This is a genomic window from Streptomyces hawaiiensis (assembly GCF_004803895.1).
GTDB lineage: Bacteria > Actinomycetota > Actinomycetes > Streptomycetales > Streptomycetaceae > Streptomyces > Streptomyces hawaiiensis.
In genome coordinates this window covers 150,759-172,837 of sequence record NZ_CP021978.1, presented here as the reverse complement: position 1 = coordinate 172,837, position 22,079 = coordinate 150,759, and the positions used below count along the sequence as shown (strand labels likewise).

The following is a 22,079-nucleotide window of genomic DNA, read 5'->3' as shown; positions in this document are numbered from 1 at the left end:
GCATCCCCTCGCCGGACAGGCCCTACGTCGGTGCGCACATGAACGAGATCAGTCCCAGTCGGACGGTGGTTGCTTGACCCTGCCGCCTGTATGCGGCAGCTGCACGTAGTCCTCGGCGCCGGAGGGGAGGGCAGAAACGCAAGCTGCCGAGCAGGCATTGACCAAGAGAGGCAGGACATCGGTGGCCACCCGCAGCGAGATCCACACCTGGTGGAGCCCGCCCTGCTCGATCGGCCGATCGCAGACACTGCACCCGCGGACGGCGGTCGTTCCCCAGCGCCCGGCATCCAGCTGTGTCAGGTCGAGATCAGCAACGGAGCCCTGCCAGGCCTGGAGCCGAGGGAAAAGAGGACGGAGCTTGTAGTTCCCGAACAGCGCGCGGGTGCTCACCGTGCTGCGGGCCAGCTTTGAGCACCTGGTGATCTCATAGGGGAACCAATGCAGCCGGTACGAGGTGTAGGGGGTGAGCTCCTCCAGGCTGGTCATTGCCCCGATCTCGGGCGGCATTCGAACCAGGTTGCTGCCGTAGAGCACGAGGTGCTTGACCGCCGTCAGTCTGGCGATGGTCGTCGGCAGGGTGATGACCTGCCGACGCTCGTCGGCGCTGAGTTCGACCAGAGGTCGGAACTCCTCCCGCCCGTCCTCCGCGGCCTCTTTGATCAACTCCAGCAGATGTCGCCACCCAGCGGTCGAAGTGTCCTGGCGTTCGGGGTGGAAACCGACACGGGCTCGCGGGTGCGGTTTGGCCTGGTCGAAGCACACGCACTCATCCTGGTAGGAAGCGCGTCCTACACATGCCGGGTCCGATGTGTCGCCCCACCGGTTCACAAAGAGTCTCGACTCTCCCTCATCCACCATGTGGCCAAGATACGGATCTTCATCTGGCCGTCCCAGCGCTTACTGACTTCGGCTCGTCAGGGTGACGTTGGGTTGTCGAGGGTCAGGCCGGCGCCGGCGATGATCCGGTGGGCGATGATCGGTATCATGGTCCGCCGACTCTCCCGGCCGGGGGGCAGCCGTGCGGCCAGGATCCCGTCCCCTTTGCCGGACCGCTACCGAGCCGGGCCAGCCAGGGTGCTGATGGGCAGCGGAGGGCACCTCTCCGGCGTCCGGGTGAGGCCGACCAGCTCCTCCGGGGGCTCGTCTCCGTCCCGGACGGCCATGACATAGGCCTTCGCCTGCTGCAGCCCCCAACAGCGGGGCCTGCTTCCGCAGGTAGCCCATCGCGGCTAGAAGGCTCATGAAGATCTTGGGTTCTGGCCCTGCCGCTGACGCGGCAGGGCCAGACTCGTCATGTGGCAATGGGTGAGTGGGTCGGCGAGACCGTCGGGCCGGACGTGTGGGAGAAGTGCCGGGAGTTGATCCCGTCCGGGAGTGTGTTCGCGTTCCTGGCCGAGCATCGCGGCGAGCTGTTCCCGGCTGAGATGTTCGCGGACATGTATCCGTCGGCGAACGGGCGGCCGAGCATGCCGCCGCAGATCCTGGCCGCCGCGATCACCGTGCAGGCCCTGCACGGGCTGTCGGATTTCGAGACGGTCCAGGAACTGCGGTGCGACCTGCGGTGGAAGGCCGCCTGCGGACTGGGCCTCAACGACATGGCCTTCGACCCGTCGCTGCTGGCCTACTTCCGCCGCCGGCTGGCCCGTTCCGCCCGCCCGAACCGGATCTTCGAGGCCGTGCGAAAAGCCGTGAAGGCCACCGGCGTGCTGAAGGGCAAGCACCGCCGGGCTCTGGACTCCACCGTGCTGGACGACGCGGTCGCCACCCAGGACACCGTCACCCAGATCATCGCCGCCGTCCGCACGGTGATCCGCGAGGTCCCCGGCGCCGAGACAATCGCCGCTGCCCAGTGCAGCGCGCACGACTACACCGACCCGGGCAAACCGAAGATCGCCTGGACGACGGGCAGGCCCGCGCCGATCTGGTCGACGCGCTGGTCACCGATGCGCTGCGGCTGCTGGGCCACCTGCCCGACCAGCAACTCGGCGAGAAGGCCACGAACGCAGTGGGCATCCTGGCCCTGGTCGCCGGTCAGGACGTCGAGCCCGCCGAGGACTCCGACGGCCGCGACGGACGCTGGCGCATCACCCAGGGCACCGCCCCCAGCCGGATGGTCTCCACGGTCGTTCCCGAAGCCCGACACGTCCACAAGACCCGCAGCCACCAGCAGGACGGCTTCAAGGCCCACCTGGCCATCGAGCCCGAGACCTGCTTTTACACCGCCGTCGCCCTGCGCCCCGACGTCGGGCCCGAGCACCACGAGGCCGCCGTCGGCCTGGATCTGCTCGCCGACGAGGACACCACGGTGGACGCCATCGGTGACACCGCCTATTCCACCGGCGACGCCCGCCAAGCCCTCCACGAGGCCGGGCAACCGGCTGTTCCTCAAGCCCGCCCCGCTGCGGCCCGCCGTTCCCGGCGGCTTCACCCTCGACGACTTCACCATCGACACCACCGCCGCCATCGTGACCTGCCCGGCCGGACACGCCGTGGCCCTGTCCGACCCCGGCGGGCAGCACCACCAACGCAAAGCCGCTTTCGGGAACTTATGCACCGGATGCCCCCTGCGCGAGCGGTGCACCAAAGCCAAGGCCGGACGCATCCTGACCATCCGACCTCAACACGACCTGCAGACAGCCGCCCGCCACCAGGCCGCCACCGACCCCGGCTGGCAGGCCGACTACCGCCGCTGGCGACCCCCGGTCGAACGCGCCGTAGCCTGGCTCGTCCACCACGGCAACCGGCGACTGCGCTACCGCGTCACCATCAAGAACGACACGTGGCCCCACACTCGAGCCGCGGCCCTCAACCTCCGCCGGCTGATCAACCTCGGACTCACCCACACCAGTGGCACCTGGCACCTGGCACCTGGCACCGGCCGGTGCATGACCGCAGGGGCTGTCCGGCCTGACGGCCGGACAGCCCCTCACCAAGATCTTCATCGACCTTCTAGCGGCCGACCCCGGCTCGGGGCCGGTTCCGGGGGCGGACGGTCATCCGCAGGGCGCGCGGCCGTACGGTGAGCCGAGCGACCTGGCGGATGGCCTGGCCCTCGGCGAGTTCCAGCCGTACCGAACGCAGCATTGTCGCGATCGCCGTGACCATCTCGGTGCGGGCGAAGCGGTCCCCCATGCACTTGTGCTTGCCGTCCCCGAAGGGCAGGAACGCGCCCGGTACAGGCTCCTGCGCGGCGTCGGTCCACCGGTCCGGGTCGAACGTGAGCGGATGGGGGAAGCGCTCGGGGTCGCGGTGCAGGGCGTGCTGGCAGTAGGCCAGTTCGGTGCCGGCCGGCAGCGTCCACTCGCCGAGCCGGGTCTCCTCGGTCGTGCGGCGGGTGACCAACCAGCCGGGGTGGTGCAGCCGCAGAGTCTCGGTGATCACCCGGTTCAGGTACGGCAGCCGGGTCACGTCGTCGAAGGTGACCGGCCGTTCGCCGAGGACCTCGTCCAGCTCGGCCAGGACCCGGGCCTCGACCTCGGGGTCGCGGGCCAGTTCGTACAGGGTCCACGACAGAACCGACGCGGTGGTCTCGGTGCCCGCCACGGCCAGGGTGAGGATCTCGGAGCAGATCTGATGCCCGGTCAACGGCTCGCCGGTCTCCTCGTCCACGGCGCGCAGCAACATGGAGAGCATGTCCCCGGTGTCATGTCCTGTGGCCTGTAGTTCCTCGACGGCGGTGTTGACGGTGGCGCGTACGCCGGCCCGGGCCCGGTCGAAGCGGCGGTTGAAGGGCAACGGCAGGCGCTCGGCCCAGTCGGGCAGCATGAGGCGCACACCGACACCGTTCATCACCACCGAAAGGTCGCTGCGCAGCCGGCGGAAAACGGCGTCGTCGAGGCTACCGGCAAACACCGTCTTGGCCAGCATGTCGAGGCTCAGCCCAACCATCGCCTCACGCACGTCGAGGAGCCGCCCGAGCTTCCAGCCGGCGACCGTGGCCGTGACCTCGTCACGCATGATGTCGACGTACCGGCTGATCTCGGTGTGGGCAAACGCCGGTTGCAACTGACGGCGTTTGCGTACGTGAGGCCGGCCGGTGGCGGTGACGACGCTATCGCCCAGCAGCTGGCCCAGCTTGTCGTAGAGTCGGCCCTTGTCGAGAGTGGGTGCCAGGGTCTTGAGCATCTGGTGGATCAGAGCCGGGTCCTGGACCACGATGGTGCGGGTCCCGGGTTGCAAGACGATCTCGACGAGCGGCTCCCGTGTGTCGCGCAGTGAGTCGATGAAGCCGAGGTTGTCGCGCATTTTCAGAGCGTGGCCGATGAACGGAAGCAATCCTGCAGCCCGAGGTATGGGGGGAGGAGCAGCGGACGTCACGGGGGAATCCCTTCACGGCAATCATGGGCGCCCCTATGACTTCCCTGAACGCTCCCCAGCGCAATCCTGTCATGAACGTGTCCTGCACCACGCGGGACTAGGGCGTGTATCGAAAGTGGATCTTGGCCGATACGCTTGCCTTACTTCGCAGGTAATCGTCTCGGCGTGGCCGCGCTGGCAGGATTGGTGATCTCTCCGCGTCGGACGACGAGGACCAGGACGGAAGGTCAGCCATGCCCATAGCCGCACCTACGAACACGCGTACTCTGGTTGAGGATTTGCTGCGCAAAATCGGCGAGGGCACTGTCACGTTGTTGGGCGGGTAGCTGTCTGATGGTGCGTCGTGATGTGGTGGAGCCCGGCTCCGGGCAGTGCTCAGGCCGTGGCGGCGAGGCCGGGGACTCCGGTGATCTGCTCCCAGATTGCGAAGCGGACGGTCATCTCGGCTCGACAGTCGTGTGCGGGCATCAGATGGCGGCGGGGCCGGAAGTGGGGCGAGATGCCGCTGAAAGCGGACAGAAACCGCTGTGCTCCGCCCACGGAGCGGAAGCCTTTCATCGCCCGTTCGCGCTGCCTCGTTGGCTGGTGGCTGTTCTCCGCCCGGTTGTTCAGGTACTTCGACTGCCGGTGCTCGACGGAGGGCATGACCTCGCGTCGGGCCGCACCGTAGGAGCGGAGCTTGTCGGTGACGACCACCCGCGGCAGCGTGCGGGTCTTTGTGAGAAGACGGTGGAAGAAGCGCCTGGCCGCAGCCTTGTCCCGCCGGTTCTGCACGAGGATGTCGAGGACGTTCCCGTCCTGGTCGACGGCCCGCCACAGGTACTGCAACCGCCCGTTGATCTTGATGAAGCCCTCGTCCAGGTGCCACTTGTCCCCGGGCTGGGGCTGTCGGCGGCGCAGCGCGCCTGCGTAGGTCTGCCCGAACTTGGCGCAAGGCCGACATCCACGAAGCGTTCCTCAAACTCGCCTGCTGCCTGATCACCCATCGACAGCTTGGCGTCTTGCGCCGGTCATAGGCGACTGACGAGCTGCCTCCGCTTACTACAGCGGGTCCGACTCCAAGAAGGTACGCATTTCGATGGCAAGACTGCGCATGTCTTCTCCAGGAGCATGGCTGGTCGTCATCTCGAAACGCCACTCGTCGTCAGGGAGACGGTCGTGTAGCCCCCACGTCAACCGGACGTGTGATCCTGCGTGCTCGGCAGCCAGCGTCAAGTCATCCTCAAGAGAGCGCCAGGTCCTGGTGCCGTTCCATCCTCGGAACTCCTCTGCCAGTTCGGCAAGGAAGACGTCGAGGCCGCCACCGTCCCAGGTCCTCACCCTGACCTCGATCCGCGCCGACTCACCTTGAGCTGTCACGAGGAAGTCGCGCATCAGGTCATCACGCTCTTCCGGGAAGGAACGTGTCAGCTGGTGGAAGCGCAGGCTGATCGTTTGAAACCGGTCACCTCCGACGCGGACAACCGGGTTGGTCTCGTCTTCCTCCATCACGTGTGCAGGCTACGGGCACGAGACTACCTGTGACCAGGAGTTATGTCCCTCCTGCCTGACACCGGTCTTCGGAGGAAGCCGAGCGCAGCTTCGACGCGGTCATTCCGTTGGGAGCTATTAGAGATGTCGTCCACGACGCTCCGCAACAGGCTCTCCAGAGGGCATCGCGCAGCTTCGCCGTGGGACACCTGTCGGCACAGGCCCTGCTTTTCAGTCCGAGTGCACAGCGATGCCGCCCATCAGGAGGCGACTGGCAGAATTTCAGACCCCTATAGGTCGACGCTGATTGGCTATTCCGATTGTCACATCATGACATTGTGAGGAGGCGGGGATTGGGTATTGCAGGGTCTGCCTGCGTAGTGAGAAAACGATGCTGCCACTGACGTCGGCAGATTCGGCCCTCCACAATGGAGGCGGCGACGGCTCAGTCAAGCCAGGCGTACACGTCCCGCACTGGGTGTGGCGGATTCCTAAACGCGGCGCGTGACGCGTGGAATGCCCCGGAATGCCTTCCCATCCAAGCAACGCGCCCTTCTCGGCTGTCCGCTGCGCGCACAGGATGTGCGGTGTGCCCCATGTAGCGAAAGCGCCTGTGGCCTGTGTCTTGGTCGGACGTTTTCGGTGAGCCGCCGGGATGCGCCAGTAGGTCGTCGTCTGGTCGTCCTGGCACGGCTGGGGTGCTGACCCCACGAGCGGGTGCTTGAGCGCGGAGGAGCCGGTTGCTGTTCTTCGCCGGCTCGCCGTGACCGTTCGGTCTTCGAGGAGGCAGTCAGATGCCGAATGCGGGACAACCGGTCCATGAAGTCTCTTGCTGTGCCGCCCCGTCAAACGCGTCCACTGAGCCGAGCGCTGCGTGCCCGAAGGTGCCGCCACTCGTGCCTGCAGGCCGCGACCCGGTGGCGAAGCACTACTTCAAGGAACTCAACGAGGTCCGGCACCAACAGTACGACGTCGTCATCGTGGGGGGCGGCGCTGTCGGTGCTGCCGTCTTGGAACGCCTGGTGGGCAGGACGGGCGGCGGCATGCGCGTTCTCGTACTGGAAAAGGGCGGCTTTCTTCTGCCCGAGCATGTCCAGAACATGGACCCGCGCTTCCAGCGACTCATGCAGAAGGCCATCTGTTCGCCGTGGCGTTTGAAGAATCCCAAGGGCTACGACCTGGCTCCGCAGATCCCGTATCTGGGCGGCCGGGCACTGTTTTGGAGCACCTGGATCCCGCAGCCGAGCCGGGAGCAGATGCCCGACTGGCCCGAGGCGGTCACCGATGACCTGGACAGGTACTGGGAGCCGGCGAAGGAGTTCCTCGGCGCGGTGCTCCCGCACGAGATGGGTCAGGAATTCCGCACATTTCAGCCGAGGTTGCAGGAGCGGCTGCGCATGGGGCTGGACAGGGAGCTCTTTCCGCCGCGTATCCAGGCGCCGGGGTTCGAGGTGGCGCTCGCGTCGAAGGCGACTACATCGCGGCTGGGTTACCGCAAGTTCAGTCCCGTACCGGTGTTCGTGGAAGCCGTTGAGACCCACCCGGGCTGCGTTGACGTGGTCACCGGTTGTGAGGTGCTGGAGGTCCGGCACACCGGTCACCGGCACACCGGCTGCCACTGTCGCGAGGGTGTGCGGCGGGCCACGGAGGTGTCGACCACGCAGGGGCGGCTCTCGCTGGGTGAGGAGACGGCGCTGGTGCTGGCGAACGGCATCATCGAGTCCACCGGGCTGCTCATGGACTCCTTCGCCGGCGTGCTGCCCGAGTTCACCGGCACCAACCTCGGTGGACACGTCGCCTCCTGGTTCTCCGCGCGTGTCCCCCGGCGGGCCTGGCCGGGCCTGGAAGAAGAGGGACTCCAGATCGGCTGTTTGTATCTGCGCGGCGAGGTGTATCCCAGCGACGGTCCGCGCCGGGACTTCCACATCCACCTCATGGGAGCCTCCAATCCGCACCCGAAGGATTCGTTGCCCGACCTGTACCGGCTGATCCCCGACTCCTTCGACCAGGAGTTCCTCCAGCAGCTCAGCGACCCCGACCACATCGGTTTCCTGGTGCACTGCCTGGGCGAGTGGCGCAGCACCCCCAAGGACATGGGCGGCAGCCGCGTCTATGTCCAGCACGGCGAGACCGTGCTGGACATCAGGCCCAGCGCGACCGACATGGCGCTGCGGACGGCCATGGACGAAGCCGCCCAGGAAGTGGTCCGCAGCGTCCTCGCCCGGGGCGTGGACCCTTGCGCGGTCGAGTACTGGCACCAGGGGAGTGACGGCCGACCGGGCGCCTGGAGCAGCCGTATCCCGGAGGGACGTATGAAGGAGGCCCTGGTGCACGAGTCGGGGACCTTGTGGATGGGCACCGACCCGGCCGAGTCGGTGACGGACATCAACTGCCGCCTGCACCACGTCGACAACGTCTACGTCGCCGGCGCGGCCACCTTCCCGACCTCCGGGTCGTGGAATCCGACCCTGGCCGCGGTCGCCCTCGGGCAGCGGCTGGCCGACCATCTGCTCGCCCGGCGGCGCAAGGGAGGCTTCGCATGATCCCGCAGCCGCGCCGGACTGCAGCCACGGAAGGCGGCGGCGTCCCCGCCGGGGACGGGGAGGTGCGGCGGTTCGTGGAGCTGTCCGTGCCGCTGACCGGGTTTGGCGCCTACGACCTGTACGGCACCGGTATGGGTGCGCTCTACCTGGAGACCGCCCGCACCCAGGTCGGCCGCGAGCAGTTCGCGGGCTTCCTCGACTGCTGGCAGGACGTTCTCGCCCGGGGTGAGGGACCCAGCGCGCTGTCGGTGGTGCACCGGGAGATCGCCCGAGCCGTGGTCTACCTCTGGTACACGGGCTTCTGGCCGGCCCTGGCGCCCGCGGCGCACGCGGAGCTGCGGCGCTCCGAGGCCAACAAGGAGGTGGCCGCTTCGGCGGAGAGCTACCCCGAGGGCCTGGTCTGGCGGACCTTCGACGGCCATCCGGCCGGCGCCAAACCACCCGGTTTCGCCACGTGGGCCTGCGAGCAGGATCCCCTGCCGAGCCCGGAGCGCATCGTCGGACAGCTGAAAGCATCGCGGGGCAGCGACCCGATCACACCCGCACCTGTGTACGACCCGGCCGCCTACGGCGCCGGCCAGGTAGACGACGGGGTGCCCCTGTACCTGTTGTCCGGGCCGCGCGTTTCCCGCGCCGTCGCGCCGTCGGAGGTCTCGGCAGCCGACGTCCAGCCCCCCGAGCCCCTCCAGGCAGGTGAGTGACTATGCCCCTTACCACCACGACCGGAGCGCGGGTACACGGCCGACGCTACGACGCCATCGTCGTCGGCAGCGGCTGGGCCGGCAGCCTCGTCGCCCGCCACCTCGGCCTGCAAGGCTGGAAGGTGCTGGTGCTGGAGGCCGGCAACGGCGGCACCGACACCTGGGCGGGCTTCCAGGACTCACTGCGCACCTTCTACACCGCCCCCCTCAAGGTGCCCAACTCCGCCTACCGCCCCAACCGTGCCGCCCCGTTCCCCGACGTTCTGGACCTGCGCGCCGACGACAAGGGCGGATTCTCCTCCTGCGGCTACTTCGTGCAGACCGGGCCGATGCCGTACGGCACCGACTACCTGCGCGCGCTGGGCGGAGCCGGGATGCACTGGCTCGGCGCGATCCCGCGCATGCACCCCGAGGACTTCAGCACCCGGGCCGCCTTCCACTACGGGCGGGACTGGCCGCTGACCGCGGCCGACCTGCAGCAGTACTTCGCCGAAGCCGAACGGCTGCTCGGCGCGGCCGGGGACGGCTGCGAACAGCACCGGCTGGGAGTCGTCGCGGGCCCCGACTACGAGTACCCGATGCAGCCGATCCCGCCGTCCTGGCAGGACGAGGTCTTCCGCCAGGGCCTCGACGGGCGGGAGGTTGCCGACCGCGTGGCCGGCCACGACTACCGGTTGCGCGTGTACGGGCTGCCGCAGGCCCGCAACAGCACCCCCAACCCCCGCTACGACCAGGGCCGCGGCTACCGGCCCCGGGGCGCGGCGGGCCTGCCCAACTACGGCGAACGCTGCGTGGGCAACGCCAGCTGCGTGCCCATCTGCCCCGTACAGGCCAAGTCCTCCCCGCTGCGCCTGCAACAGGACTTCACCGACAGCGTGCACCTGGCCACCCGCTGCGTGGTCACCCGTGTACTGCCCGGCCGCGGAGGGCTGGCGCGGGGCGTGGAGTTCCGCGAGTACGGTGATCCGGCCGCACCGGTCAGCGAGGTCTACACCGCGGAGGCGGACATCGTCGTCCTGGCCGCCCACGCCATCGAGAACGCCGTCCTGATGCTCGCCTCCGACATGGCCAACAGCAGCGGTTACGTCGGATGCCACCTGATGGACCACCCCACCCTTCTGTCCTGGGGACTGACGCCCCGTGGCCGGCCGGTGTGGCCCTACCGCGGCCCCGGCCACACCTCCGGCCTGGAGTGCTTCCGCTTCGGACCCGGCCGGGCCCGGCGCGCACCGTTCCGCATCGAGATCGGCAACTGGGGCTGGAGCTGGGCCACCGGCGCCCCCTTCAGCAGCGCCGCACAGATGCTGGGCCTCGGCGGCGACAGCAACGGTGAGATCAAGACGGGCGGACTGTTCGGACCCTGGCTACGCCACACCCTCGGCGACACCCTGAGCCGGCAGGTGCAGCTGCAGATCGCCGTCGAACAGCACGCCAACCCCGCCAACCGCGTCACCATCAACCCCAGCCGTTACCGCGACGACCTCGGCAACCCCCGCCCCGTCATCCACTACGACCTGGACGACCACGTCAGGGACGGCCTGTACGCCGCCCGCCAGGTCGCCCGTTCCGTCTTCGACCTGCTCGATGTCGAGGACCACACCCGACTCGGCCCGCACGACGGGAAGACCCCCCTCGGCCACTTCCGCCACAGCTCCGACCCCGGCCACCAGGTAGAGGACCTGACCTACCACGGCGCCGGCCATGGAGCGGGCACGCACATCATGGGAACCCACCCGGCCACCTCGGTCGTCGACCGCGACCAGCGCACTCACGACCACCCCAACCTCTACGCCGTCGGCTGCGGCAGCATGCCCTCGATCGGCACCAGCAACCCCACGATCACCATGGCAGCCCTCGCCCTGCGCAGCGCCGAGCGCATCGACCGCCAACTCGCCGCCCTGCACCAGGCGGTCACCTCCCCGGCCACGCAGAAACACCACCCCAAGGAGGTGACGCGATGCTCACCGCACAAGCCCTGACGGACGACGGGCACCACATCCCCTCGACCATCGACGAACTCAGGCGCTACCTGCAGGCCGCGGTGGAGGTCGAGCACCTGACGATCCCCGTCTACATGACCGGCATGTACACCATCCGGCCCGGCACCAACCAGTTCGCCCATACCATCATCCGCAGCATCCTGCTGGAGGAGATGCTGCACCTCACCCTGGCGGCCAACCTGCTCACCGCCGTCGGCGGCACACCGAACATCGCCTGCCCGGAGTTCGTCGCCGGCTACCCGGCCCGCCTGCCCTTCAGCGACCCGAGCCTGCCGCCCATCCCCTTACAGCACTTCTCCCCGGAGGCACTGCGCACCTTCCTGCTCATCGAACGCCCCCGCTCCACCGTCACCCCGCCCCCGCACCAGACCGGCTGGACCTCCATCGGCCAGTTCTACGACGCCATCCTGCGCGGCATCACCCGCCTGGAAGAACAGCAGCGCGAGGCGCACCGGCGTGACCCTCACAAGCCCGCCACCATCTTCACCGGCCGACCCGAACACCAAGTGGGTCCCGAGGACTTCTACAACTCCGGCGGCGAAGTGTTCGCCATCACCGACCTATCCCACGCGAAACTCGCCATCCAGGTCATCAGCGACCAGGGCGAGGGCGCCGACAAGACCATCTGGGACAGCGACGACAAGATCTTCGGAGAGGAACGTCAGCCCGCCCACTACTACCGCTTCAACGAGATCCTCACCGGCCGCCGCTACGGCCGCCACGACGTACCCGGCTCCCCGCCCAGCGGCCCGGATGTGGACGTCACCTGGAACGACACCCACCGCATCTGCCCGGACGCGAAGGTGGCCGACTACCCCCTCGGCTCCGAAGCCCGTCGGCAGACACAGCAGTTCAACCACACCTACGCCGTCCTGCTGATCCTGCTGGAGCGCGCATTCCGGGGCGCGCCCCAGCTCATGCGGCGCGCCGTGCCCCTGATGCTCGAACTGCGCGACCTGGCCCAGCGCCTGTACCGCAACCCTCATCCGGTCCCGGCCAAGGCCCGCGCCGGTCTCAGCGCCTCACCCACCTTCGAACTCACCGACGAGCACTTCGTCGCGGCGCAGGACCACCCGCAGCTGACTTGCGAGGCCGACACGGAACGCCCGCCGCAGTACATCCCGTCCCAGCCGCACAGCTCAGGAGCATCCCGTATGACCTGCACCACCGAAGACAAGACCCGCACGGGCACCGACCTGCCCGAGCTGCCGCAGGGCTTCACGCTGCCGTTCTACTACGGCACCTTCACCAACCTGGGCGTCGACTACCTCCTCGACAGCCCCGACCAGAAGGAGCGCGTCGCCGCCCTCCTCGCGCAGGACCACGCCGGCCGCCACCTTTCCCCTGCCCTGTTCGCCGGCGCGATGTGCCTGTCCATGAACTACCAGCTTTACTTCGCCCAGTTCGAAGAGAGCAGCTCCATCACCCAGGAGATCGAATTCAACGTCGTCGCCTACCCCACCGCCGAGGCGTCCCGCGTCCCCACACTGACCTACTCGCAGTACGCCCAGGGCACCGACCGCACCGGACTGATCGGCTTCTGCCGCGTGCACGTCGCCTGCGACAACAAGCACGCCATCGACGCCGGCAGGAAACTCTTCAACGAGCCCAAGCGCAAGGCCAGCTTCGCCTACAAGATGCCCGTCCCCAACCAGACCACCGCCAACCCCGCATACGCCGACATGTGGAAGATCACCTGCGGTGAATACGACGGCGACCTCGCCAACGACGACGAGGTCTTCCTGCGCCTGAGCGTCAACCTCCAGGGTCTGACCGGCCGCCCCGTCAGCATCGCCCCGTTCACCGAGTACGGCAGCCGCCCCACCGGAACCGGCGACCGGGGCTACCGGCCACTGGCCGCCCCCCTCAACGTCTTCTCCCCCTACCAGTGGTTCGACCTGCACGAGCACTCGTGCACCGATCCCAGGGTCATCCTCACCCTCGGTCTGGCCGACCCACCCCGCCAGGCCAAGGAGTACCTCCACCTCATCAATGACCAGCGCCCCGCAGGCGCCTGGGTCTACCAGTCAGCCCCCGTCGCCGCCCAGAACCGCCCCTACTGGGTGACCACACCCTGACCCCCAGCAGCCGTCGGCAAACGTCTTCCATCAGGTCCTCGATCCCGCTGCTGACCTGTCCAACCGCGCCTCGCAGTCTGCTGCGGAGTCCGCTCCGCCCACAGCACCTCGGCCCTCGGCGCCCCTGCACAGCGCGACCGTCCACCGAGCTGTCCGACGCGTCTGGCCGACGTACCGCTGCGCTCAGCCACCCGTGGGCCGAAGTCAGGCCGGCACAGAACTGTGCTCCGCGCCGCCCATCATCCCCGTGGATTCGTCGCTTCCGCATTACCGCACAGCCCGACCACTAGCCCTCCGGAGAGTTGGCATGCCGGCACAACCGATCGAGATCCGGCCGGACGACGCGCGCTACGACGCGCTGCGCCGGGGTTTCAACCAACGCTGGATCGCCCAACCCGACTACGTCGTGGTGGCCACGTCCGCAGACGACGTGACCGCGGCACTCGGCAAGTTCCTGAGCAACCCGGCCAACGCGACCCGTCGGATCACGGTGCGCTCCGGCGGTCACTGCTACGAGAACTTCGTGTCCGCCAAGGACGTCGGGGTCATCATCGACGTCAGCCAGATGAACCGGGTGCACTTCGACGAGAAGATGGACGCGTACTGCGTCGAGGCGGGGGCGACGAACTGGAACAGCACCAGCCAGCTCTACCGGCTGAGCGGCCGTGCCCTGCCCGGGGGCTCGTGCTACTCGGTGGGCAGCGGCGGCCACATCTCGGGAGGCGGGTACGGTCTGCTGTCCAGGAAGTTCGGCCTGACGGTGGACTACCTGTACGCCGTCGAGGTCGTCACCGTCGCCGACGGCAAGACCCCGAAGGTCACGGTGGCCCGCAAGGACTCCACGGATCCCGCGCTGCGCGATCTGTGGTGGGCGCACACCGGCGGTGGCGGAGGCAACTTCGGCGTGATCACCCGGTACTGGTTCCGCGACCTGCCTGAACCGCCCGCCCAGGTGCTGCTGAAGTCGGTCGCCTGGAAGTGGAAAGGCTTCTGCAAGCATCCAGATCTCTTCAAATCCCTCGTGCGCCGCTACGGGGAGTTCTTCGCCCACGAACACGCGGGCACAGGCCCGGCCTTCATCCGCAAACACGACTACCGCGACATGTTCACCCTGCTCAAACTGACCCACGTGAGGGCGGGGAAGGTCGGCCTGGTCGTCCAGATGGACGGCACCGGCAAGGACGCACACAAACGCCTGCAGGCGTTCCTGGACTACATCACCGAAGGGTTCTCCTCCGGCAGCGAGCTGTACATCGCCGAGACCGCTCTGGACCAGCAGATGGGCGAACACGGCCCGCAGGGACAGCTGTTCACTCCGACACGCCTCCCGTGGCTGACCGCCACGCAGAGCCTGAACGACTCCGGCCCCAACCGCTGCGGCAAGTACAAATCGGCCTACCACACCCAAGGGTTCACCGAGGAGCAGATCGACGCCATCCACCGCCACCTCACCGACAAGAGCTACCGCCACTCCGACGCCCTGCTCCAGGTCGACTCCTACGGCGGAGCCGTCAACGACGTGGACACAGAGGCCACGGCCGTGCCGCAGCGCTCCTCCGTCCTCAAGCTTCAGTACCAGGCGTACTGGACCTGGGACACCGACGCGGACAAGAACGGCGTCTTCGACTACCGGGACGCCGAGCGGGCCCCGAGCATCGCTGCCCCCACCTGAAGTGGATCCGCGACTTCTACGGGGACGTCTACCGGTCCACCGGCGGCGTGCCCGCGGTGCCCGATCCGGCGCTGCCCACGTCCCTGACCTCGAACACCGACGGCGCCTACGTCAACTACCCCGACATCGACCTCGGCGACCAGGAGTTCAACACCTCCCGCCAGCCCTGGCACCAGCTCTACTACAAGAACAACTACACCCGCCTGCAGAAGACCAAGCAGCAGTGGGATCCCCACAACGTCTTCCGCCACGGCCAGTCCATCCAACCGCCCAAGAAGAAAATAGAAGCCGTCCAGCCTCTCGGGGGGCAGGCGGCAGCTCGCTGTACCGCCGGCCCTGGGTGGGAGGGGACTTGCTGCTCCCCTTCCCGCTTTCGTGGGGACTGTCAAACGAGTGGTGAGGATCAGCGCGGTGCGCTGCGACAAGAGCGCCGGCTTCCTGGCGGGGGCGGGTTCGGGCGACCGAGGATCGCAACACCACGACATCACGCCGGGCGGGTTCCTGCGCGGCGACGGCGATCTCACGCTGCCGCAGGTGTCCTCTCGGCCGCGGAACGGCGTTTCCAGTACGCGACGGTCAACACGCCCAGCAGCGGCCCCCACAGGGTCAGCGGCGCGTAGCAGAAATAGAACCAGGCAGCTTCCCAGCCGCCGGCTTGACTGGGGTAGTCGGCTGGCAGGTCGCCGCCTCGGATCGTGGTACCCCTGATCTCGGAGGCGATGAACAAGAGGGTGAACAGGAGGGTGAGGCTCGCGGCCCCGATGGTGGCCGGGAGGACGGCTGCCCTTCTCGGAACCCGGCGGCCGCGAAGGAACGGGATCCAGCGCGGGAACACCTCACCCCAGCGGGCGATCAGACCGATCGCAGCGAACGCGAAGACTTCCGACAGAACCGACAGGAAGACGAGGTACGTCCGTTCGCCGAGTCCGCGACCGTCGCCGAACGCGGCCGGGAGCCGCCAGATACTGGAAGGAAGGACGGCCAAGGGTACGGCGTAGGCCACGAGTCGAATCCGTCGTGACACTCCGGCAACGGGCTCGTGGGCTGTCCGCCATGCGACGCGTAATCGTCCGGGGTGGACGGTAGTGGGTTCTTTGGCGTGCAGGGGCTGCTTCATTGGCGGTCCTCGGCTTCGATGAACTGCTGTTCGGCCCATTCAGTAATGAAGATCCCAGTCACAGGGGCTCCGAGCGTCGCTCTGAGGGCTGACTCGGCTCCGTCTGACGGCCGACGAAGCGGTGCGACCGGCGGATGATGTGAGTGGGTGTGCTGATCGCAGCAGGTGAGCGTCAGCAGCGTGGAGCGCTGGCTGCCTGGTGGTAGGGCGTGTATGCGGGGCGGTCTGCTGTCGGGAGGTGACCAGGTGGCTGCTGCCGTCCGGTCGCCATCGGGTCGGCTGGCTGTCGCGGAGGCGGCTACTCACAGCTTCGTGGCCGGTGCCCCCGGCCAGGAACTTCTGGACGCTGGCCAAGCAGAAGCTGTCTTGGCGGGCTGTGGTGAGTTGCTGCGCCGTATCCACAGAACTCGCCCGAGCGTGCTGCCGGAAGACGCGCAGAGCACAAACAAGGTGCTGGTGCACGGTGACTTCGGCCCCAACAACGTGCTGCTCGATCCCGGCACATGCAAGGTCACCGCCGTGGTCGACTGGGAGTTCGCCCACCTCGGGCATCCGGTCGAGGATCTGGCCTGGTGTGAGTGGATCGTGCGCACGCACCACCCCGCGCACCGCGTTGCACTCGGTCACTTTTTCCGGGCCTACGGCGGGGAGGTACCGTCCTGGCCGGCCCGCAGGGCCGCCATGCTGACCCGGTGCGAGGAAATGCGGCAGTTCTGCGACCGGTGGGAGCCGAACGGCCCAGGCGTGCGGCTGTGGCAGGAGCGCGCCGCCACCACAGCGGACTGGCAGGAGTAGCCCGGTATCCGGCCCGGCGAAGCGGGCCGGCACTGTGACATGCCACTGGCACTGGAAGTGCTGCCAGTGGTCGTGATCATCGAGCACCGTGGATTGCCTGGCGTCCCGGTTCGGTTCGGGTTGGGGAAGGGTGTTTCCGCTCGCGTCCGCTGGGACACCGGGCCGTCATGCCAGTCCGGCTCGCGCAGGCGCGTCACGTGCTGGAACGCGAGCTGCGGTGCGCCGTCGGGGGTGCGCAGTACGAGCCAGTCCCTGCCGCGCTCGTCCGGCTGACCTGCGGGAGGCGGCTCGTCCCCCTCCGCGTAGTCGAGGCCCAGCAGGGACCGATAGTTCTGCAATGGTGGTCGGCTGCGGCTGCCCACGGCTGTGGCTGATGTCGGTTGATGGTGGCGATCACCCGCGGATCAGGCCCAACTCGCCCGCGCGTACTCCGGCCTGGAAACGGGAGCCCGCGTTGAGGGTGACGAGCAGTTCGGCGACCCGGCGGCGGTAGGTGCGCAGCGACATGCCGAGTTCCCGTGCGGCTGTCTCGTCGGTGGCGCCGGAGGTCAGGGCGCGCAGAACCCTTGCGGCTTGGGCGTCGATCCGGGGCCATTCCGCGCTGAGGAAGGCCGCGAGGTCGGTGGCGCTCTCCCAAGCGGCTTGGAACAGCGCGTAGGCCCCGTCGACCAGGGCCGGTGTGGCGCTCATGGTGTAGGTGCGGTGTCCGTGGGCGGCCGGTGCGGGTGTGATGGGGCTGGTGAGGATCATGGTTCGCCGGTCGATGAAGAAAGTTCCCCGGGACAAGGGGGCGGCGGTGATCCGGATCTGCATGCCGTGTGCTGCCATCTCGCGCAGGGCTTCCCGGTCGCGCTCGTCGGCGAGTACGGCGGGGCTGTACAGCTTGCGGGCCGGAACTGCCCCGTTGCGGCGCATGGTCAGGCGGGCGGCCTCGCGCGCGCCGGGCCAGGTGTCGAGGTCGCGGGCGACGTTGACCCATTCCGTGTCGTCGGACTCCGTCAAGGGCTTGAGCCGCGTCCAGAGCTCAACATCACCGCGAAGCATCATGACCTGTGGCATGCGTTCATTGTGCGGGTGGCAGCAACATGCCACGCTCTCGTCGGCTGGTGCCGGGCCGTACAGGCTCAAGCCCATGAGCAACAGATTCCGCCTCGGCGGCGACCTGGACGTCAACAGGCTCGGCTTCGGCGCCATGCGTCTGCCGCCCAAGGACGGTATGGGCGGCCCCGCCCGCGACCCCGAGGCCGGCCGTGCCGTACTGCGCCGAGCCGTCGAACTCGGGGCCGACCACATCGACACCGCCGACCTCTACGTCAGCCACGACGGTGCGGTGCGTGCGAACAGCCTGATTCGCGAGGCGCTGTACCCCTACCCGTCCAACCTGGTCATCGCGACCAAGGTCGGGCCCGTCATCCGCCCCGATGGCCTCCACCACGGGACCCCGGCCGACATGCGCGGCCTTGTCGAAGCCAACCGCACCGGCCTCGGCGTGGACCGGCTCGATCTCGTCTACCTGCGCATCGGGGCGATGACACCCCCGCACGGCGAGTCGCTCGCCGAACGCTTCGAGGCGCTCGCCGCGCTGCGCGAGGAGGGCCTGATCCGGCACCTCGGCCTCAGCAACGTCGACACCGGCCATCTCGCGGAGGCCCGTGCATCGCACCTGTCGCCGCCGTACAGAACCACGCCGCCCAGCCTGACGACGCGGACTTCCTGGCCGCCTGCCAGGAGTCCGGCATCGCTTTCGTGTCCTTCTTCCCTGTGGGCGGCGGTCGGGAACTCGACGACGAGCGTCTTGCGAAGGTGGCGGCCCGGCACCGTGCCACCGTCCCCCAGATCGGCCTCGCCCGGCTGCTGGCCTCCTCCCCGGTGGCCCTGGCCAGCCCGGGCACGGGATCCCGCCCGCACTTGGAGGACAACATGGCCGCCGCCGCGATCACCCTCACCGACGACGACCTCGCCGACCTGTCCTGACATCGCACACGAAAGAAGCCCCTGCCATGAAGCTGCTGATCCTCGGCGCGACCGGTCCCACCGGTCGTCATGTCATCGACCTGGCGGTGCGATCCGGTGACTCGGTCACGGCCTTCGTCCGCAACCAGGCGGCCCTGGGTGACCTGGCCGAGCGGGTCACGCCGGTCACCGGAGACGCCACCTCACACCGCGACCTCGCAGCCGCCGCGGCCGGACACGACGCGATCGTCTCCGCGCTCGGCAGGGGAAATTCGGTGCGCGCCGACGGCCTCTTCACGCGCGCCTCGGCGGCCGTGATCGGCGCAGCCGGGGAAGCGGGTGTCTCCCGCCTGGTGTGGCTGTCGTCGTTCGGTGTCGGCGACACCTTCCACTGGTCGAGCACCACACAGAAGCTGATCTACAGCACGCTGCTGCGGTCGATCTACGCCGACAAGGAGATCGCGGACGAGAGCATCCGCTCCAGCGGGCTGGACTGGACCGTGGTCTACCCCACCAGGCTGACCCACGGCCCCGCCATGGGCACCTACAGGGCGGACGACCGGCTGCCGATGAAGGGCAACCCGACGATCAGCCGCGCGGACGTCGCCGCCTTCATGCACCAGGCAGCACACGGCAGCGAGTGGATCAACCGCGCCGCCGTGATCTCGGACTGAGTGTCCACACTCTGAGTATGACAGTCGTTATATACGGGTGTAGCCTCGGGCTCTATAACACCTGTCATAGGAGGATGTTGTGACGATCATTACCGTGAATGCCCCCAAGGGACGCCTCGGCCTTGAGCAGCGCCGTGAGCTGGCCGAGACGCTGACGGACGCGGTGCTGGTATTCGAGGTGGGGCAGCCCGTCCCGGCCGCCCGCGTCGGGTTCCAGGTGCACTTCCTGGAGCGCGAGCTGGACATGATGGCCATCGACGGACGGCTGCTTTCGGACGCCGGTGAGGAACTCGACGTGATGGTGATCGACATCGCGGTCATGGACGCCGCCTGGCAGCCAGACGTACGAGGCCAGGTCATCGAGCGCGTCCTGGCCGCGCTGGCGGAGTCCTGCGGACTGGAGAAGCCGTCACCGACGTGGTGGGTCAACTTCCGCGTGATCGACGAGGGCAGCTGGGGCTCGTCCGGGGGCGTGCTGTCCGTCCTCCCCATCCTTGAGAGCGGTGTGTTCACGGAGGAGAGGGCCAAAGCCGTCCGTGCCGCGCTGGGCGCCTGAAGTCGACAGCGACGGTTCCAGGCATGCACGGAGCCCTGCCCCTGCCCGGTCAGCCCTTGATCGCGGCGAGGACGAGGGCCTGCAACTGCTCCGCGGTGCGATCCAGGGGCTGAGTGCTGCGCTTGGCGCGGCACATGGCCACGGTCCCCTCGACGGCCGCGACGACGAGGGTGGCGAGCTGGGCCGCCTGCTCACGCTCGGCGCCGTGCTCGCGCAGCGAGTCGGCCAGCAGGCTTTCCCAGGCGTCGAAGACGTCGGCTGCGGCTACCAGGGCGGCCGGCGTCTCGTCAGCGGGCGGCTCCTCGATGGAGACGGCGAGAACCGGGCAGCCCGCCCGGAAGTCACTGTCGACGACGATCTTGCGCCACAGGCCGAGGAACGCCCGCAGCCCGGAGACCGGCCCCGCCTCCAGCTCCTTGCGCAGACGGCGCGCGACCCACTCGCCCGTGTAGCGGACGGCCTCGGTGGCCAACTGCTGTTTGCCTTCGGGGAAGTAGTGGTACGTCGAGCCGAGCGGCGCCCTGGCGTGCTTGGCCATCTCGCGGATGCTCGTCGCGTTCAGACCGCGTCGGCTGATCATGTCGGCCGCACCGGCCACGATCCGCTCGCGCGCCGCCGGGCTGGGCTTGGTCACGTACATGATCCCTTCTGACCCCACTGGATATAACAGCCGTCATAGTCTAGCGTGACCGGCACTTATAACGATCGTCATAGACCTGTTGTCGAACGACGAGAAGACGAACGAAACAAAGCGAGGTATGCCATGCCGATGATCCGGCTCACCGCCCCGGCCGCCGCCCTGACCGCACAAGGCCGCCAGAGCATCCAGCGTGACCTCGCGGCGGTGCTGCTGCGCTGGGAGGGCGCACCCGACACGGCGTTCTTCCGCGCCCAGGCGTGGAGTTACCTCACCGAACTGCCGGAAGGCGGCCAGACCACCGCCGAGGACGACGCGCCGCGCTTCCTGGTGGAGGTCACCGTCCCACAAGGAGCCCTGTCCGAGCGCCGCAAGGCGGGCCTGATCGAGGAGGCGACGAAGACCGTCCTGGCCGCGGCCGGCCTCGGCCGGGACGACGCCCTGCGGGTGTGGGTGCTTGTGCACGAGCAGCCCGACGGCACCTGGGGTGCGGGCGGCTCCGTCATCCGCTACGCCGACCTGGTGGCACTGGCGAAGGGGCAGCGCACCGATGCGTGAACTGACCTACATCGCCAGGCGCACCGTCGAGTGGCGCGAGGCACCCGACCCTCGACTCCAGTCCGATGGACAGGCGATCGTCGCCCCGATGGCCGCCACCTCCTGCGACGTCGACTCCTCCATCCTGGCCGGCCACGGCTTCATCGACCCACCGTTCGCCCTCGGCCACGAATGCGTCGCCCGGGTCGTCGAGACCGGCGACGCCGTCACCACCGTCGCACCCGGCGACCTGGTCGTCGTCCCCTGGTCCATCAACTGCGGCACCTGCGAGCGATGCCGGGCCGGACTGACCGCGCACTGCACCGCCGTCCCCTACATGGCGATGTACGGCGCACCGATCGGCGGCGCTTGGGGCGGGCTCTTCTCCGACCTGGTCCGCGTGCCCTACGCCGACGCCATGCTCGTCCCGCTACCGGCCGGCCTCGACCCGGTCGCCATGGCCTCGGCCAGCGACAACTGGTCCCTGGCCTGGCGCCTGGTCGCCCCGCACCTCAAGGACCGCCCCGGAGCACGCGTCCTGGTCGTCGCCCGCGGCAGCATCGGCCTGTACGTGTGCGACATCGCCCGCGCCCTCGGCGCCTCCGACGTGCTCTACGTCGACCCCGACCCCGAACACCGCACCCTGGCCCGCGCGTTCGGGGCCGCTACCGCCGAGACCCTGGACCCGATCCCCCAGGGCTACGACATCGCCGTCGAGGCCACCGGCCGCGTCGACCAGCTCGCCCTGGCCGTCAAATCCCTGACTCCGGAAGGGATGTGCGAGTCGGCGGGCAATCATTTCCGTCCCGGTGAACTGCCACTGCTCGACATGTACCTCAACGGCGTCACCCTGCGCATCGCCCGCGACAACGTCCGTGCCCACATCCCCGACGCCCTCGCACTCGCCGCCTCCGGCAAGGTCGCCCCCGAGAAAGTCGTCTCCCGCGTCATCGACTGGGAGGACCTGCCGACCGCGCTGCCGGAGAAGCACCTGAAGCCGGTCTTCGTCCGGGCCGATGACTGACCGCA

At 68.5% G+C, this 22,079-nt stretch carries 17 protein-coding genes and 4 pseudogenes; 14 read left to right on the top strand and 7 right to left on the bottom strand.

What is annotated here, in order from left to right:
- Positions 1-48: 48 nt before the first annotated feature.
- A complete protein-coding gene (locus CEB94_RS00840) occupies positions 49-762 on the bottom strand; it encodes a leucine-rich repeat domain-containing protein (RefSeq protein WP_175430314.1) in 714 nt (237 codons plus the stop codon).
- A 539-nt stretch (positions 763-1,301) separates the two neighbouring features.
- Between CEB94_RS00840 and CEB94_RS00835 the strand changes: the two are divergent.
- Positions 1,302-2,867 (top strand): annotated as a pseudogene (locus tag CEB94_RS00835) (IS1182 family transposase); the annotation flags it as partial.
- Positions 2,868-2,949: 82 nt separating this feature from the next.
- Here CEB94_RS00835 and CEB94_RS00830 read toward each other — a convergent pair.
- On the bottom strand, positions 2,950-4,317 hold the full coding sequence (locus tag CEB94_RS00830; RefSeq protein ID WP_175430313.1) for a cytochrome P450: 1,368 nt from the start codon (positions 4,315-4,317) through the stop codon (positions 2,950-2,952).
- Positions 4,318-4,692: 375 nt separating this feature from the next.
- Positions 4,693-5,256, bottom strand: a pseudogene (locus CEB94_RS00825) (IS6 family transposase); the annotation flags it as partial.
- On the opposite strand from CEB94_RS00825, the pseudogene CEB94_RS42080 reads away from it, so the two are divergent.
- Positions 5,211-5,333 (top strand): annotated as a pseudogene (locus tag CEB94_RS42080) (IS5/IS1182 family transposase); the annotation flags it as partial. The pseudogenes CEB94_RS00825 and CEB94_RS42080 overlap by 46 nt on opposite strands.
- A gap of 25 nt (positions 5,334-5,358) precedes the next feature.
- Here the strand turns inward: CEB94_RS42080 and CEB94_RS00820 are convergent.
- Positions 5,359-5,805, bottom strand: a complete 447-nt coding sequence (locus CEB94_RS00820; RefSeq protein WP_342790401.1) for a DUF6228 family protein — start codon at positions 5,803-5,805, stop codon at positions 5,359-5,361.
- An 878-nt stretch (positions 5,806-6,683) separates the two neighbouring features.
- Here CEB94_RS00820 and CEB94_RS00815 point away from each other — a divergent pair.
- The 6 genes from CEB94_RS00815 to CEB94_RS40360 all read left to right on the top strand — a co-directional run bounded on the left by CEB94_RS00815 (position 6,684) and on the right by CEB94_RS40360 (position 15,401).
- Positions 6,684-8,330 carry a GMC oxidoreductase gene (locus CEB94_RS00815; protein WP_218945881.1) on the top strand — a complete coding sequence of 549 codons (1,647 nt, stop codon included), beginning with the start codon at positions 6,684-6,686 and terminating at the stop codon, positions 8,328-8,330.
- On the top strand, positions 8,327-9,031 hold the full coding sequence (locus CEB94_RS00810; protein WP_246111654.1) for a hypothetical protein: 705 nt from the start codon (positions 8,327-8,329) through the stop codon (positions 9,029-9,031). The genes CEB94_RS00815 and CEB94_RS00810 overlap by 4 nt, the downstream gene beginning before the upstream one ends.
- Positions 9,032-9,033: 2 nt before the next feature.
- Positions 9,034-11,010, top strand: a complete 1,977-nt coding sequence (locus CEB94_RS00805; protein ID WP_175430310.1) for a GMC family oxidoreductase — start codon at positions 9,034-9,036, stop codon at positions 11,008-11,010.
- On the top strand, positions 10,989-13,109 hold the full coding sequence (locus CEB94_RS40365; protein WP_218945879.1) for a ferritin-like domain-containing protein: 2,121 nt from the start codon (positions 10,989-10,991) through the stop codon (positions 13,107-13,109). Before CEB94_RS00805 ends, CEB94_RS40365 begins: the two co-directional genes overlap by 22 nt.
- A gap of 307 nt (positions 13,110-13,416) precedes the next feature.
- Positions 13,417-14,781 (top strand): FAD-binding oxidoreductase, encoded by a 1,365-nt coding sequence (locus tag CEB94_RS00790; RefSeq protein WP_218945877.1) that lies wholly within the window; start codon positions 13,417-13,419, stop codon positions 14,779-14,781.
- A gap of 47 nt (positions 14,782-14,828) precedes the next feature.
- A complete protein-coding gene (locus CEB94_RS40360) occupies positions 14,829-15,401 on the top strand; it encodes a BBE domain-containing protein (protein ID WP_342789282.1) in 573 nt (190 codons plus the stop codon).
- Here the strand turns inward: CEB94_RS40360 and CEB94_RS00785 are convergent.
- Entirely contained in the window at positions 15,302-15,898 is a 597-nt protein-coding gene (locus tag CEB94_RS00785) for a hypothetical protein (protein ID WP_175430309.1), read from the bottom strand. The genes CEB94_RS40360 and CEB94_RS00785 overlap by 100 nt on opposite strands.
- Before the next feature lie 246 nt (positions 15,899-16,144).
- Here CEB94_RS00785 and CEB94_RS00780 point away from each other — a divergent pair, with 246 nt between their 5' ends.
- On the top strand, positions 16,145-16,693 hold the full coding sequence (locus tag CEB94_RS00780; protein WP_246111653.1) for a phosphotransferase: 549 nt from the start codon (positions 16,145-16,147) through the stop codon (positions 16,691-16,693).
- 393 nt (positions 16,694-17,086) lie between these two features.
- Here CEB94_RS00780 and CEB94_RS00775 read toward each other — a convergent pair whose 3' ends face one another.
- Entirely contained in the window at positions 17,087-17,752 is a 666-nt protein-coding gene (locus CEB94_RS00775) for a helix-turn-helix transcriptional regulator (RefSeq protein ID WP_175430307.1), read from the bottom strand.
- A gap of 73 nt (positions 17,753-17,825) precedes the next feature.
- On the opposite strand from CEB94_RS00775, the pseudogene CEB94_RS00770 reads away from it, so the two are divergent.
- From CEB94_RS00770 to CEB94_RS00760, 3 genes and pseudogenes are all read left to right on the top strand, one after another.
- A pseudogene (locus CEB94_RS00770) lies at positions 17,826-18,667 on the top strand (aldo/keto reductase).
- Between the two features lie 26 nt (positions 18,668-18,693).
- Positions 18,694-19,320 (top strand): NAD(P)-dependent oxidoreductase, encoded by a 627-nt coding sequence (locus tag CEB94_RS00765; protein ID WP_175430306.1) that lies wholly within the window; start codon positions 18,694-18,696, stop codon positions 19,318-19,320.
- A 79-nt stretch (positions 19,321-19,399) separates the two neighbouring features.
- A complete protein-coding gene (locus CEB94_RS00760; protein ID WP_175430305.1) occupies positions 19,400-19,876 on the top strand; it encodes a tautomerase enzyme in 477 nt (158 codons plus the stop codon).
- Positions 19,877-19,925: 49 nt separating this feature from the next.
- On the opposite strand, the gene CEB94_RS00755 is transcribed toward CEB94_RS00760, so the two are convergent.
- Positions 19,926-20,516: a TetR/AcrR family transcriptional regulator gene (locus CEB94_RS00755; RefSeq protein WP_175430304.1), complete on the bottom strand. Its 591-nt coding sequence runs from the start codon at positions 20,514-20,516 to the stop codon at positions 19,926-19,928.
- A 123-nt stretch (positions 20,517-20,639) separates the two neighbouring features.
- Between CEB94_RS00755 and CEB94_RS00750 the strand changes: the two genes are divergently transcribed.
- Both CEB94_RS00750 and CEB94_RS00745 read left to right on the top strand, forming a co-directional pair.
- Complete coding sequence (locus CEB94_RS00750; protein WP_175430303.1) at positions 20,640-21,071, top strand: tautomerase family protein; 432 nt, start codon at positions 20,640-20,642, stop codon at positions 21,069-21,071.
- Complete coding sequence (locus CEB94_RS00745; protein ID WP_175430302.1) at positions 21,064-22,074, top strand: zinc-dependent alcohol dehydrogenase; 1,011 nt, start codon at positions 21,064-21,066, stop codon at positions 22,072-22,074. Before CEB94_RS00750 ends, CEB94_RS00745 begins: the two co-directional genes overlap by 8 nt.
- Positions 22,075-22,079: the final 5 nt, after the last annotated feature.

Excerpts from the sequence above, each read along its gene's own strand:
- CEB94_RS00820 (WP_342790401.1), bottom strand. The coding sequence starts at position 5,805 with ATGGAGGAAGACGAGACCAACCCGGTTGTCCGCGTCGGAGGTGACCGG.
- CEB94_RS00810 (WP_246111654.1), top strand. The coding sequence starts at position 8,327 with ATGATCCCGCAGCCGCGCCGGACTGCAGCCACGGAAGGCGGCGGCGTC.
- CEB94_RS00805 (WP_175430310.1), top strand. The coding sequence starts at position 9,034 with ATGCCCCTTACCACCACGACCGGAGCGCGGGTACACGGCCGACGCTAC.
- CEB94_RS40365 (WP_218945879.1), top strand. The coding sequence starts at position 10,989 with ATGCTCACCGCACAAGCCCTGACGGACGACGGGCACCACATCCCCTCG.
- CEB94_RS00790 (WP_218945877.1), top strand. The coding sequence starts at position 13,417 with ATGCCGGCACAACCGATCGAGATCCGGCCGGACGACGCGCGCTACGAC.
- CEB94_RS00785 (WP_175430309.1), bottom strand. The coding sequence starts at position 15,898 with ATGAAGCAGCCCCTGCACGCCAAAGAACCCACTACCGTCCACCCCGGA.
- CEB94_RS00775 (WP_175430307.1), bottom strand. The coding sequence starts at position 17,752 with ATGCCACAGGTCATGATGCTTCGCGGTGATGTTGAGCTCTGGACGCGG.
- CEB94_RS00765 (WP_175430306.1), top strand. The coding sequence starts at position 18,694 with ATGAAGCTGCTGATCCTCGGCGCGACCGGTCCCACCGGTCGTCATGTC.
- CEB94_RS00755 (WP_175430304.1), bottom strand. The coding sequence starts at position 20,516 with ATGTACGTGACCAAGCCCAGCCCGGCGGCGCGCGAGCGGATCGTGGCC.
- CEB94_RS00750 (WP_175430303.1), top strand. The coding sequence starts at position 20,640 with ATGCCGATGATCCGGCTCACCGCCCCGGCCGCCGCCCTGACCGCACAA.
- CEB94_RS00745 (WP_175430302.1), top strand. The coding sequence starts at position 21,064 with ATGCGTGAACTGACCTACATCGCCAGGCGCACCGTCGAGTGGCGCGAG.